Genomic DNA, 13,333 nt, shown 5'->3' on the forward strand with positions numbered 1-13,333 from the left:
ATTCAGTGGATCACCATTGAACCTTTTTACAGCTAAACGTATCATAAATACTTTTTTTACATTTGTCAACGTTTTTTTTCGTCCAAACGCTTAAGCACACGGAACACATCATCGTTATTGCCCATCACAATCAGATGATCACCGTCTGCAAACCGATAATCCGGATGGATCACAAAGTCCGTAAATTCTCCTTTTTTAATCCCTAAAATATTCACATGATATTTGGGTCGGATGTCCAGCTCCCGCACGGTTCTGCCGATCCATTCCGGCAGAGGAACCGTCTCGTAGATCGAGCATTCCCGGCTCAGCTCAATATAGTCAAACACGTGGCTCGCACTGCAGCGGTTGGCCAGCCGTTCCGCTATGTCACGGTCCGGGTAGATGACCTCGTCGGCGCCGTTTCGCAGCAGGAATTTCGACTGAATGTCCCTGACTGCCTTACTGATCACATATTTGGCGCCCATCTCTTTTAACTGACTCGTGATCTCCAGACTGCTCTGGAAATTCTCTCCGACACAGACAAAACAATAATCAAAATTGTCCACACCCAATGTCTTTAATACGTCCACTTTCGTACAGTCGCCGATCTTGGCGCTCGTCACGACCGAAAGCACTTCCTCCAGCGCCTCCTCCCGTTCGTCCACGACCATGATCTGATTGCCCAGCTCCGCCATCTTTCTGCACAGATGATAACCGAAATTTCCCATCCCGATAATTAAAACCGCTTTCATTTGTCCGCCCTTTCCATTGCTCATTACTTATTTGTCATATCCCTGTATCAATACAAACTGTCTGCCTTTTTGACACATCTCCTACCCTACCGTGATCTTCCCCAGCGGATACTGTACCGGTTCCGTCTTCTTTTTCTGCATGAACGACAGGGCAAATGTCATGCTGCCGATCCTGCCGCAGTACATGAGAAATGTGATGATACATTTGGAGACGGCGCTCAGATCCCGGGTAATGCCGGTCGTCATACCTACAGTTCCGATGGCAGAACAGATTTCAAACGCCACATTGTCCATTGAAAGTTCCGGCTGGATGCCGCAGATGATCACCCCTGCCGTCAACGCCATCAGCAGATTGATCACGAGAACCATACTGGATTTTTTGATGATCTCGTCCGGAATCCGCCGTCCGAAGATACTGCACCCGTTCTTGCTGCAAAGACTGTTCCATGTATACATAATCAACACCACAACCGTCGTCGTCTTGATACCGCCCGCTGTGGAACCGGGGCTGCCGCCGATAAACATCAGGATCATCGTCAGCAGTTTACTGCCGTTGGAGAGCGCCCCCGTATCGACCGTATTAAACCCGGCTGTCCTGGCTGTGGCAGAGCTGAACATAGCCGCCAGAGCCTGTCCCATTGGAGAGAGGTCCGCAAATAAGGTCCGCCGCTCAAAGAGCCAGAATAAAAAGGCGCTGCCAAATAATAACGTGGCGGTCGTCAGCAGTACGATCTTCGTATGAAGCATATATTTTTTTACATGCAAGCCATGTTCATATATGTCCTGCCAGACGATAAAGCCAATGCCGCCCACGACGATGAGCGCCATAATTACAAGATTCACGAGCGGGTCCTGCACATATTCCACGAGGGAAGAATAGGCCTCCTTCTCGCCCATCAGGTCAAATCCGCCGTTGCAAAATGCCGATACCGCATGGAAAACGCCATAGTAACAGCCTTTCCAAAACCCCATCTGCGGAATAAAGCGAATGCTGAGCAGCAACGCCCCGACCCCCTCGATCAGGAGCGTTCCTTTCACAATCAGCTTCGTCAGTCTGACAACCCCCGCAAGCTGCAGCGTATTGATGCTCTCCTGGAGCAGTTCCCGTTCCCGCAGGCTGATCTTTCTTCTGATATAAATCGAAAAGAACACGCCGATCGTCATAAACCCGAGACCACCGGTCTGGATCAGCCCCAGAATCACAAGTTGTCCAAAGAGTGTCCAGTTGCGAAACGTATCCGCCACGACCAGACCTGTCACACAGGTCGCGCTCGTCGCCGTAAACAGGGCGTCCAGCGGCTTTGCTGCTTCTCCCCTGGAAGAGATCGGCAGCATAAGCAGCAGCGTTCCGATTACAATGATGATAAAAAATCCCAGGGCAATCAACTGAATCTGCGACAGCCCGTTTCTATATTTCCGTTTCATGTCTCCGTTCCTATACGACCCCGATCGACTCCAGAATGCCGTAGGCTATCGCTTCCGCGATCGCCTCAAATTCCAGATCAAACAGAGCGTTATCTGCATCTGTATTAATAAAACCCACTTCCACAAGCACGGCCGGCATCTGCGTGCTGTTGAGCACGATCAGATTCGGTCGTTCCGTCACGCCGATATTGCGAAATCCCAGATAGGAGAGCTGCCGGTTGACATTGCGCGCGATCGTCGCCGCGATCCCATAATCCGAATATACAAGAGACTCCACACCCGAGTATGTGTTCGGATAAGGACTGGAATTTCGGTGAATCGAAATAAAATAATCGGCGCCCGCCAGATTCCCCTCCTGCGCTTTCCGGTAAGGGGTCTCATACACATCTTCCGTACGGGTATATATTACATTAATTCCCGCATTTTGTAAAATATTTCCCACTGCCAGCGTCAGCGCCAATGTATCGTCCTTTTCGTACCGGCCCTCGTAGACCGCCCCAAAGTCCGAACCGCCATGGCCGGCATCCAACACGATCGTATAATATGCCATAGATCGTTCCTCATATCTGCGTTGTTACCATATAATATGAAGCTGGCAACTCCTGCGTGACAATGAGCGGCGGCAAAATCAGACCGGTCACACGGAGGCTCCTGCTGCCGTCGTTTCACCTATCATATTTTATTGAAGGACAACAAGCAGCTCCTCTGTCACATCGGTCACTGCCTCCGGAAACAGCGCCGCCTTGCCGGAAGTCTCCGCTGCAACATCTTCTGTCTGTTCCACACAGACATTCATATAATATCCCTGCACCGGCAAATATTCCCGGCAGAGCGCCCGCTCCGCTCCGCTTTCCACCGCAGTCCCGTCCGCCGCCAGCGTAATCCGGCGCGGATCATACAAGAGACCGGTCCCCTTCAGCTTACCGTAACTCTCTTTCGCACACCAGCAGCGGTAAAACCATTCCGCGCTCTCCCTTACATGTTCCTGCGCCGCATAACGGTCGTATTCCGGCGGCGACAACACTCTGGCAGCCGTTTCCTCCCGCACCGGACGGCTCTGCTGCAGATCCATTCCCAGTTCCCTGTCCGCACAGGCCAGCGCGGCATAAGCGCCGGAATGGGAAAGGCTGAAATGAAACTGCGGGTAATCCAGGAAATATGGTTTCCCATACGCTCCATATCCATACCGGATCGCCAGCTTTCTCTCTTCCGGTCCTGGGAGAGGAACAGCATCCGGCGCATCATCCGACGGCCCTCTTGCCTGCCAGAGCCCCTGCTTTAAAAAGCTGCCGAGCGCATATTGCAGCAAAAGCCCGCAGCATAAGCTCCGGGCTTTGTCCTGGGACTTTTTACATCGCTTTGTCTTTTCCAGACGGACAGCGTCCAACAAACCGCAGCCCCGTGTAAACACTTCTTTTTCCTGAAAATGATCCGTACACGCGATCCAGATCCGAATCATCAGGACTCCTCTTGCGTCTCTTGGGTCACCGAAAGCTGCAGCTCTGCAAGCTGCGCCTCATCCACAACATCGGGCGCATTTGTCAACAGGCAAGACGCATCCTTGACTTTCGGGAACGCCATCACTTCCCGGATACTGTCTGCTTTTACGAGCAGCATCACGAGCCGGTCAAGGCCATAGGCAAGTCCTGCATGGGGAGGCACCCCATATTTGAAGGCATCGAGCAGAAACCCGAACCGATTGTAGGCGTCTTCCTTTGTAAATCCGAGTATCTCAAACATTTTTTCCTGAATATCATTCTGGTAGATACGCACACTGCCGCCGCCCAGTTCCACGCCGTTGAGCACGATGTCGTAGGCCTTCGCCCGCACCCGCCCCGGATCGCTCTCCAGGTACTGCAAGTCCTCATCCATCATCATCGTAAACGGATGATGCACAGCTACAAACCGCGCCTCCTCCTCACTCCACTCGAGAAGCGGAAATTCCGTGATCCACAGGAAATCGAAGCGATCGTGATCGATGATTCCCATCTGCTCGCCGACTTCCAGCCGCAGCGCGCCGAGTACACTGAACACGATCTTGTCCTGATCGGCTGCGAACAAAAGCAAATCGCCAGGTTTGCCATCCATCGCCGCTGCGAGCGCGTCAAGCTGCTCCTGCGTCATAAATTTGGCAAACGAAGACTTATAGCTGCCATCTTCCTGAATACTGAGGTAAGCAAGCCCTTTCGCACCATATCCTTTGGCAAAATCAACAAGAGCGTCAATCTTTTTGCGGGGCATGGCTGCCTGTCCTCTGGCATTGATGCCGCGAACGCTCCCACCCGCCTCGAGCGCGGATGTGAAGACACCGAAGCCACAACCGGCCACCGTCTCGGAGACATTGACAAGCTCCATCCCGAAACGGGTATCCGGCTTATCGCTACCGTACCGCTCCATCGCCTCTTTCCATGTCATCCGCGGGATCGGGACCTGCACGTCCAGACCGATCGCCTCTCTGCACACAAACTGTAATAATCTCTCATTGACATCAATTACATCGTCCACATCCACAAAAGACAGCTCCATATCAAGCTGCGTAAACTCCGGCTGCCTGTCCGCCCGCAGATCTTCATCGCGGAAGCATTTCGCAATCTGGAAATATCTGTCATAACCAGAGCACATCAAAAGCTGTTTGAATAACTGCGGCGACTGCGGCAGTCCGTAAAACGTCCCCGGATGCACACGGCTGGGCACGAGATAGTCTCTGGCCCCCTCCGGTGTGGACTTGCCGAGAATCGGCGTCTCGATCTCCAGAAACCCTTCCTCTGTCATAAACTTGCGGATATTGGCAGCGATCCTGCTCCTCAAAATAATGTTTCTCTGCAGGTCCGGACGGCGCAGATCAAGATACCGGTATTTCAGACGCAGCTCTTCCTTCGTCTTCGAATCCTCTTCAATCGGAAACGGCGGTGTCTGTGCTTCGGAGAGAACCCGGATCTCCTGTGCCCGGATCTCGATCTCCCCGGTCGCCAGATTTTCATTGACTGCGCCCGCTCTCCGCTCTGCCTTGCCCACGACAGCGATCACAAATTCGCTTCTGACCTTCTCCGCCTTCGCGAACGCCTCCGCGCCGCATTCCTTCTCTTCAAATATAATCTGCAAAATACCGGAACGGTCGCGCAGATCGACAAAAATGATGCCGCCTTTGTTTCTCTGCTTCTGGACCCATCCCATCACGGTCACAGTGTTTCCGATTTCCCCGGTCGTTACTTCCCCGCATCTGTGACTTCTGTGCAGTCCTTTCATTGCCTCTGCCATTGTCTCTGCCTCCTGCTTTTTTATCGTAAAGGATCTTTATAAAATTCCCGGAACTCCTCATAGCCTTCCGCCGTAAGCTGCTGCTTCTGGAACTTTTTATTTTTATTCATCCGCGCGACGAGCACCTGTCTGCCCTGTGCGCGCTCTTCCTGCGCCTGTGCGATCACCTGACAGAGCGTCTCGCCCTGCACGCCTTTCTCAATCAGAAACGCCGTCTTCGCCGGCTGGGAAGGTACCCGGAACCCGCTCTCCAGAAGGAGCAGGATAATCCGCTCAAACCCGATGGAAAACCCGCAGGCCGGGACGTCCTTACCCGTAAACCGCCCGACCATCCGGTCATACCGCCCGCCGCCGCCGCAGCTACCGCCAAATTCCGGCATGGCGATCTCAAAAATTGTCCCCGTATAATAGGACATCCCACGCACAAGCGTCGGGTCAAATACGATCTCGAAGGAAGAAGCCTTCGTCGCCTTCACGCTGGAGATAATCTCCTGCAGATTCGTCTTCACTTCCTCCTCCAGCGCTCCCGCTTTGATGAGAATGTCCGCCAGCTCTGTCAGCGACGCTTCGGCGTCATCTCCACCCTGGAGCCCGGCAAAGAGCGAGACATACCGGTCAACCGCCTCCTTCGCGTAACCGCTGTTTTCCAGTTCGGCCGCCACGCCTTCGAGGCCGATCTTATCCATCTTATCGAGAATGATAAAGACGGTGTCATAGTCTTCCTCTGAAAAACCGCTGTAAGCAGCCATCGCCTTCAGAATCCTTCTCTCATTGATTCTGATCTGGAAGTTTTTGAAACCGATTCTGTCCAGCGTCGTCGTCGTCGCCAGGATCAGCTCAATCTCCGCCAGATTCGACGGTTCCCCCAGAATGTCGATGTCACACTGCATAAACTGACGATAGCGCCCTCTCTGTGGCCTGTCCGCCCGCCATACATTTCCCATCTGCAGCGCCTTGAACGGAGACGGCAGTTCATTGGCATGGTTGGCATAAAAACGCACGAGCGGCACTGTCAGGTCATACCGCAGTCCGCCGTCCACGAGGTCACTCTCCGTCTGCGCCGCCTCCAGGTTCAGTTTCTCGCCTCTCTTTAAAATCTTAAAGATCAGTTTCTCATTCTCTCCGCCCTGCTTACTGCTCAGATTAGCAATATTTTCCACACAGGGAGTCTCTATGGAAGTAAACCCGAATTTCGCATACGTCTCCTTGATCACGCCGATCACATAATCCCTGATCTGCATCTCCTCGGGCATAATATCTTTCATACCGGTCACCGGCTTCTTACTCAGCGCCATAGGCGATTCTCCTTTGCTTTCCTCTTGTCTGTGATCAGATACCGCATCCGGACCATAAAAACCTTTTGGCCTCCGAACCCGGTATCATTCCATTCCTTTACCGATTCTACACTGTTTTCCTCTATTTTTCAAGCATCTTACACGCCGGTTTGGAAAAATCAGCGCTGCCCCGCATCCCGCTTTGACTGTCGCCCACACGCTCTTCTTTTCCGTATGAAACAGAGCAGCGCACCGACAAGCAGCCCTGTGACCAGCAATTTCAAATCATGGAACACGAAGTCGCGCAATCCCCATCCCTTATACCACTTATAATTGGGATCTGAGGGATCATCATACGCCATGTAGGGAATAAATACATGGTACATGGCGATCAGAAAATAACCGATCATCCAGGGAATGACCCATCCGTGCCTGAATGATTTCTTTTTTACTTTTTTCCAGAGTGCGATCACCCCCAGTAAACCGGAAAAGAAAAACATTCCCAAATAAAAGTAGCTCATCATGAGCGCATACGTTTCTATCTGCACAGGTACACTTCCTTCTTCTATAGTTACACATCCTCTGTGGCCGTTGAAAATGTCCGGTCACGGCAATTGCAAATCGGTAGCATCTGAAACAAACTATACGGGATGCGGATACCACTGTCAAGAAAAGCCAAAGGACTTCTTAAAATCGGCTAACTGTCAGACGAACAGATTGCATGGGAAACACCATATTTTTCCCGATCCGCACTAAAAAATATTGTACCAGCACATAACCCGTGGTAAAATAGGCACGTATTGTATCTTCGTACATAGAAAGCGCCTGCTCTCAAAGCCTGTGCCTTTCATGTAAATCAGGGAGAACGATAACAGGAGGAAAACTGAATATGAACAAGACAAACACGAAACTGCCCACTCAGGTGCTGAGCGGTGCGCGGCCCGCCGGGGAATCTGCCCTTACAAAGAAAGGGACTGCCTGGATGATCCGCGTTGCTCTGATGATGGCGATCATCATCCTTTTGGCGAACACGCCGCTCGGTATGATCCAGCTGCCTGTCATCAAAGCGACGACCGTCCACATTCCGGTTATCATCGGCGCCATTTTGCTCGGACCGGCTGCCGGAGCAATTCTCGGAGCGACCTTCGGCATCTGCTCAATGCTGAGCAACACCTACGCTCCCACACTGCTCTCTTTTGCATTTTCACCCTTTCTGAGTACGACCGGCCTCTCCGGAGCCGTCAAGGCGCTGTGGATCTCTGTCGGCTGCCGGATTCTCATCGGTGTAGTCTCCGGCTGGCTCTGGATTTTATTAAAGAAAATCAAATGCCCGAAGATCGCCGGCTATGCAGTCTGCGGCTTCATCGGCTCGATGACCAATACCGTCGCCGTCATGGGCAGCATTTATCTGCTGCTGGCACAGCAATATGCGACAGCGAAAGAGGTCGCAGTCTCCGCCACCTTTGATCTGATTATGGTAACAGTCACCGGTTCCGGCATTCCGGAAGCCATCTGTGCCACAATACTCGTCGCCGTGATCACAAAGGCACTGACAGCGGCCAGATTATTTCAATATTAATGTTATCGATATTATGAATTTCCATATTTAAGAGAGAATGTTATGTTAAAAAATAAAAAAATCCTTCTCGGTGTGACAGGCAGTATCGCCGCCTACAAGATCGCCTCGCTGGCCAGTATGCTCAAAAAGCAGGGCGCCGACATTACTGTCATTATGACCAGGAACGCAGTCAATTTCATCAATCCGATCACATTTGAGACACTGACCGGAAACAAATGTCTCGTCGACACGTTTGATCGTAATTTCGAGTTCAGTGTGGAGCATGTCGCCTTGGCCAAACAGACCGACGTCGTTTTAATCGCGCCCTGTTCTGCCAACGTGATTGGCAAGATCGCGAATGGTCTCGCCGATGATATGCTCACGACCACCTATCTCGCCTGCCAGTGTCCGAAAATTGTGGCTCCGGCCATGAACACGCGCATGTATCAAAATCAGATCGTGCAGGATAATCTGGAGAAATGCCGGCACTACGGGATGGAGGTTCTCACCCCGGCGACCGGCTATCTGGCCTGCGGTGACACCGGCGACGGCAAAATGCCGGAGCCGGAAGTTCTCTTTCATGCCATCGAACATGCCATCTCCCACGAGAAAGATATGGCGGGAATCAAGGTTCTCGTAACCGCCGGCCCGACAATGGAGGCGATCGACCCGGTCCGCTTTATCAGCAATCATTCTACCGGAAAGATGGGATATGCCATCGCCAGAGTCTGTATGCTGCGCGGGGCAGATGTGACACTGGTGTCAGGTCCGGTCGCGCTCCCGGCTCCGCCCTATGTGACGTGTATCCCTGTCCGCTCGGCCAGAGAGATGTTCGAGCAGGTGACAGCCCGCTGCAACGCTCAGCATATCATCATCAAAGCCGCTGCCGTAGCCGACTACCGGCCCGTCGTCACTGCCGATCACAAGATCAAGAAATCGGACACCGATCTTTCTCTCGGGCTCGAACGGACCGACGACATTTTACAGTATTTGGGAGAGCACAAAGGCGATGGCCAGTTTCTATGCGGCTTTTCCATGGAGACAGAACAGATGCTGGAAAATTCCAGAGCAAAGCTGAAAAAGAAACATCTGGATATGATTGTCGCCAATAATCTGAGAACGGTGGGCGCAGGCTTTGGCACTGACACCAACGTCGTGACGCTGATCACGAAAGATGCGGAAATACCGCTGCCGATCATGAGCAAAGAGGACGTGGCCGAAAAACTGGTCGATCAGATCATGGAGCTGCGGAAGTAAAACAAAATTTGCATTAATGTGCATAAAAAGAAAAACTTTGTCTTAACCATCCCCCGTCTGTGTCAATGCAGGCGGGGGATGCTGTTTCTCACATTGGACAGACGAAACGACAATCTGCATTTTCCTATTCTGCGATTCGTGGCACTTCCAGCTCCTTTGGTTCCACAATATTGGACAGATACCTGAAAGTGCCGTCCTCAAAAGGCTGTACTACAATCGTATTGGTAAAAGCGAGATCGGAATTATAGTCTGGCCATACGGCATCCACAATAAGCATAATCGTTCCATCGTCATTTTCCACATAGTCAACAACTTCCCCAAAAGGCGGATAGGCTTTTGCCAATATCATCTCATATTCATAGCTGTTGCTGTCCTCGTCATATCCACATTTCTCCCGCAATGTCTCTGCTGACACCGGAAAATATGTTGTCATAATCGTTTCGTATGTTTCTGCTGGTATCCTCCAGTCCTTCGCCCTGAAGTTTTCCCCTGTGTGAATCCGGTAAATATCCTCGAACATGCACGGCATTAAAATATCCTCCACGTTATCGCTGTCCCAGTCAGTCACCAGAAGATTATAATTTACATAACTTAACCCGTATATGTATTTTTCTGTCAATTCCCTGCACCGATCGGAAAGGGGCCGAATTCTCCAAAACTGACGCAGACTGGAATGCGGTATTGTATTTTCATAGGCATAAATAAAATATCCTTTCTCAGTCAGTTTTATTTCAGCGATGTTACTGACGGAAGTCTCCCTGATCTCCGGTACCGCGCCTTTCTGCCAGCCAATGCCCACATAGTATGCCCGCAATTCATTGTCCCGGTATAGAAAAGTAATCACGCCAAGCAGGCCGTCCCGGTTGACATTCATAACCGTCACCTCTGCACTGCGCTTTTCCATATATGCGGCATAGAAATCCTCGATCTCTTCATAATGTTCCATATTGGTATCTTCCGTCACACTGACATATCCTGCGCCTCCAAGCAGCGAGACGATCTCCCTGCGCCGCTCTTTTGTCAGCTCTTTGCCACTTGGAGCACAGGAAAGTCCCTCTGTCGTTTCTATCTCTCTGTACACGTCCCTTACCTGCTCTGCTGCTGTCAAAGCCATATGATTCAATGCTTCTTTTTCCTCCTCCGTTATCAGGCTCTGTTCCGGCTGTGACAGCACCCACAAATCTGCTGCTGTTTCGCTGTCTTCCCCATATGTTTCCGCTATATCACTGCCGTCTGTTTCCTCCTGACTGTCAAATGGCAGGGAACCAGGCCCGGCAGACAGTTCCGCTGGCGGTTCCCACACAGTCTCCAGATCCTCTTCTCTCTCTCCACCGCGCTGTGTCCACACAAAATTTCCCACCACCACAGCCAAAAGCAATATAAGGACAAGCATTCCCCCACTTTTTAAGAAACCTTTTCTATCATTCACGGCTTATTCCTCCATGGCTTCCTGAGTCCGGATACGGCAGATACAGACATGCAGTCTCATAAATTCCCGTTCCCTGTCTCCCGGACATCCGTCGCCGAATCTCTCTTGTCAGCAGCTTCTCAATTCTTACATTTGTAAGATTTAAGGAAATACTACACCATCAGAATCATCCGGTCAAGTAAATGATCATTTCCTGATCATTGCCATCGCTACCCGAACAAAAAGATGATAAAAAACAGTAGTTTTTTATCATCAAGCCTGTTTTTCATGCGTAAACAGTTGGCGTTTCCTCCCGATCATCTCATTGATCCGCTCGATATACTGGGCGACGTCTTTCACATTGTCACACCGCTCGATCCTCCCGTCCGCATAGACACGCTTACTGATCGAACCGGCCCCCAGCGCGGCGATCGTCTGCTTCTCCTCCATAATCAGTATGTTATACAATCCGAAACAGCCTTCCCGCGCATAGCCAACATTCTCAAAATTGCCGGACATGTTTTTCTGACGATACAGATAATATGGTTTCATATCCATGTCCCTGGCAGCGTCTACCGCGATCTTCATCATTGCATCCGTATTTTGGAGCATCTCCAGCCCATTCTCCTGAATCCACTGATTTAAGCGGGAAGCTCTTTTGACCGCCAGGGAATGAACGGTCAGACTGTCCGGACGCAGCGCCTTTACTGCTTCCGCCGTAGCCCGCACTTCCCGCTCACCTTCTCCCGGCAGACCAAGAATCAGATCCATATTGATATTGTCAAAGCCGCATTCCCTTGCCATTGCAAAAGCCTCTCCGACCTGTGCGACTGTATGCTGTCTGCCGATCAGTCGCAGCGTCTCCTGCTGCATCGTCTGAGGATTGATCGAAATACGGGTGACACCATATTTTTTTAATAACAATAGTTTTTCGACTGTAATACTGTCCGCGCGTCCTGCTTCCACCGTAAATTCTTTGACATGAGCGAATGGAAAGATAATCCTGATTTTATATAACAGACGCTCTAATTCCTGCGGACCGAGTGTTGTCGGTGTACCGCCGCCAACATAGACGCTGTCCAAAATCCGATCCTGAAACATAACAGCCGTCTGTTCCATTTCCTGTTCCAGCGCCGTCAGATAATCCGATACCCGCTCTTTCCAGACGCTGATCGGAAAGGATGTAAAGGAACAGTACAGGCAAGTCGTCGGACAAAAAGGAATCCCGATATACAGACTGTATCCTTCTTCACAGTGAAACGCAGAGAGCAGCCTTCGCTCACGCTTTGCTATGTCAATGCCCAGTCTGCCCTTTTCTTCGTTTAAATAATAGGTGTTTTTCATATAACGAAGGATCTCTGTCTCGGAGAGCCCCTTCTCCAGAAATCCCATTGCGATCTTCGTCGGCCGTATTCCCGTCAGCGTTCCCCATGGGAGTGTCTTTCCCGTATATTTTGATAACACTCGATATATCAACTGCTTGATGCTGTTTCTGACCTGGCTCTTATCGTCCACATTCTCCAGACCTGCCTCCTCTGCGATCAGAGGTACTTCTTCCGGAAATACAGAAAGGAGCAGTTCTATTTTCTCACTGCTCCTTATAAGCTGTATCACAGGCAGACCCGGATCGGAATTGACTTCCTTCTTTCCTTCCGTAAATACTTTTACCTCCGATTCCGGGTAAAATGCCTTCACCAGAGAATGAATGTCATACTCAAATCCTTCGATATTTAACAATACTGTAATCATTTTTCTTTCCTGCTTTTATTTCCTGCGTCCGACGCACCTGCTAGGCGCAAAACGGATTATATTTCTTTTCGTAACCGATCTCTGTCGCTTCCCCGTGCCCCGGATAGACCTTTGTCTCCTCCGGCAAAGCGAACAGCTTCTCTTTGACAGACCGTACCAGCTCTCCCATATCTCCCGTAGGCAGATCGGTCCTGCCCACCGAGTCTGCAAACAGCGTATCCCCGCTAACCAGAAACCCGCCGTCTGCAAAATAGTAACAGCAGCTTCCCTCCGTATGTCCCGGCGTGGCGATCAGCTTACACGTGATCCCGCAGATCGTGATCTCCTCCCCGTCCTTCACATACACATCTGCATCCACGCTGCACGCCCGGCCCGCACCTGCGGACACATTCAGACGTGCGTCATTGCAAAGTGCCCGTTCCTTTTCGCAGGCATATACTTTGGCCCCGCTCTTCTCCCGCAGCTCTTCCAGCCCCCAGATATGATCAAAATGTCCATGTGTGAGCAGGATACCGGCCACCGTAAACCCGCGTTCCTTCAAGGCCTCATAAATATAACCTCCTTTGTCCGCCGGGTCGATGAAAATCACATCACTCTTCCCTTCCTCATATACAAAATAGCAATTTGTCTGACAAACACCCATCATCAGACGCCCAATTCTTACATCCGCCAT

Annotated in this window: 12 protein-coding genes; 2 read left to right on the forward strand and 10 right to left on the reverse strand. The window is 51.0% G+C overall.

What is annotated here, in order from left to right; all coding sequences use genetic code 11:
* Positions 1-65 precede the first annotated feature (65 nt).
* From V1224_10615 to V1224_10645, 7 genes are all read right to left on the reverse strand, one after another.
* Positions 66-731 (reverse strand): TrkA family potassium uptake protein, encoded by a 666-nt coding sequence (locus tag V1224_10615; protein ID WWR14943.1) that lies wholly within the window; start codon positions 729-731, stop codon positions 66-68.
* 81 nt (positions 732-812) lie between these two features.
* Complete coding sequence (locus V1224_10620) at positions 813-2,156, reverse strand: TrkH family potassium uptake protein (protein WWR14944.1); 1,344 nt, start codon at positions 2,154-2,156, stop codon at positions 813-815.
* 10 nt (positions 2,157-2,166) lie between these two features.
* Positions 2,167-2,706 (reverse strand): N-acetylmuramoyl-L-alanine amidase, encoded by a 540-nt coding sequence (locus V1224_10625; protein WWR14945.1) that lies wholly within the window; start codon positions 2,704-2,706, stop codon positions 2,167-2,169.
* Positions 2,707-2,835: 129 nt separating this feature from the next.
* Positions 2,836-3,615 carry a 4'-phosphopantetheinyl transferase superfamily protein gene (locus tag V1224_10630; GenBank protein WWR14946.1) on the reverse strand — a complete coding sequence of 260 codons (780 nt, stop codon included), beginning with the start codon at positions 3,613-3,615 and terminating at the stop codon, positions 2,836-2,838.
* Positions 3,615-5,414 carry an aspartate--tRNA ligase gene (aspS, locus tag V1224_10635; protein ID WWR14947.1) on the reverse strand — a complete coding sequence of 600 codons (1,800 nt, stop codon included), beginning with the start codon at positions 5,412-5,414 and terminating at the stop codon, positions 3,615-3,617. The genes V1224_10630 and aspS overlap by 1 nt, the downstream gene beginning before the upstream one ends.
* Positions 5,415-5,434: 20 nt before the next feature.
* Positions 5,435-6,709 (reverse strand): histidine--tRNA ligase, encoded by a 1,275-nt coding sequence (gene hisS / locus V1224_10640; protein ID WWR14948.1) that lies wholly within the window; start codon positions 6,707-6,709, stop codon positions 5,435-5,437.
* 158 nt (positions 6,710-6,867) lie between these two features.
* Positions 6,868-7,236: a hypothetical protein gene (locus tag V1224_10645; GenBank protein ID WWR14949.1), complete on the reverse strand. Its 369-nt coding sequence runs from the start codon at positions 7,234-7,236 to the stop codon at positions 6,868-6,870.
* A gap of 434 nt (positions 7,237-7,670) precedes the next feature.
* On the opposite strand from V1224_10645, the gene V1224_10650 reads away from it, so the two are divergent.
* The gene (locus V1224_10650; protein WWR17465.1) at positions 7,671-8,267 is read left to right on the forward strand and encodes an ECF transporter S component; all 597 of its coding nucleotides are present in this window, start codon (positions 7,671-7,673) and stop codon (positions 8,265-8,267) included.
* A 42-nt stretch (positions 8,268-8,309) separates the two neighbouring features.
* Positions 8,310-9,503 carry a bifunctional phosphopantothenoylcysteine decarboxylase/phosphopantothenate--cysteine ligase CoaBC gene (gene coaBC / locus V1224_10655; protein WWR14950.1) on the forward strand — a complete coding sequence of 398 codons (1,194 nt, stop codon included), beginning with the start codon at positions 8,310-8,312 and terminating at the stop codon, positions 9,501-9,503.
* 124 nt (positions 9,504-9,627) lie between these two features.
* Here the strand turns inward: coaBC and V1224_10660 are convergent, their stop codons facing one another.
* From V1224_10660 to V1224_10670, 3 genes are all read right to left on the reverse strand, one after another.
* The gene (locus tag V1224_10660) at positions 9,628-10,896 is read right to left on the reverse strand and encodes a DUF6070 family protein (protein WWR17466.1); all 1,269 of its coding nucleotides are present in this window, start codon (positions 10,894-10,896) and stop codon (positions 9,628-9,630) included.
* Between the two features lie 288 nt (positions 10,897-11,184).
* Positions 11,185-12,660, reverse strand: a complete 1,476-nt coding sequence (hemZ, locus tag V1224_10665; protein WWR14951.1) for a coproporphyrinogen dehydrogenase HemZ — start codon at positions 12,658-12,660, stop codon at positions 11,185-11,187.
* A 40-nt stretch (positions 12,661-12,700) separates the two neighbouring features.
* Positions 12,701-13,333 carry an MBL fold metallo-hydrolase gene (locus tag V1224_10670; protein WWR14952.1) on the reverse strand — a complete coding sequence of 211 codons (633 nt, stop codon included), beginning with the start codon at positions 13,331-13,333 and terminating at the stop codon, positions 12,701-12,703.

Source organism: Lachnospiraceae bacterium JLR.KK008, assembly GCA_037015955.1.
Lineage (GTDB): Bacteria > Bacillota > Clostridia > Lachnospirales > Lachnospiraceae > VSOB01.

Coding starts and splice junctions, on each gene's coding strand:
- V1224_10615 (WWR14943.1), bottom strand. CDS start 731: ATGAAAGCGGTTTTAATTATCGGGATGGGAAATTTCGGTTATCATCTG.
- V1224_10620 (WWR14944.1), bottom strand. CDS start 2,156: ATGAAACGGAAATATAGAAACGGGCTGTCGCAGATTCAGTTGATTGCC.
- V1224_10625 (WWR14945.1), bottom strand. CDS start 2,706: ATGGCATATTATACGATCGTGTTGGATGCCGGCCATGGCGGTTCGGAC.
- V1224_10630 (WWR14946.1), bottom strand. CDS start 3,615: ATGATTCGGATCTGGATCGCGTGTACGGATCATTTTCAGGAAAAAGAA.
- aspS (WWR14947.1), bottom strand. CDS start 5,414: ATGGCAGAGGCAATGAAAGGACTGCACAGAAGTCACAGATGCGGGGAA.
- hisS (WWR14948.1), bottom strand. CDS start 6,709: ATGGCGCTGAGTAAGAAGCCGGTGACCGGTATGAAAGATATTATGCCC.
- V1224_10650 (WWR17465.1), top strand. CDS start 7,671: ATGATCCGCGTTGCTCTGATGATGGCGATCATCATCCTTTTGGCGAAC.
- coaBC (WWR14950.1), top strand. CDS start 8,310: ATGTTAAAAAATAAAAAAATCCTTCTCGGTGTGACAGGCAGTATCGCC.
- V1224_10660 (WWR17466.1), bottom strand. CDS start 10,896: ATGCTTGTCCTTATATTGCTTTTGGCTGTGGTGGTGGGAAATTTTGTG.
- hemZ (WWR14951.1), bottom strand. CDS start 12,660: ATGATTACAGTATTGTTAAATATCGAAGGATTTGAGTATGACATTCAT.
- V1224_10670 (WWR14952.1), bottom strand. CDS start 13,333: ATGGCGGATGTAAGAATTGGGCGTCTGATGATGGGTGTTTGTCAGACA.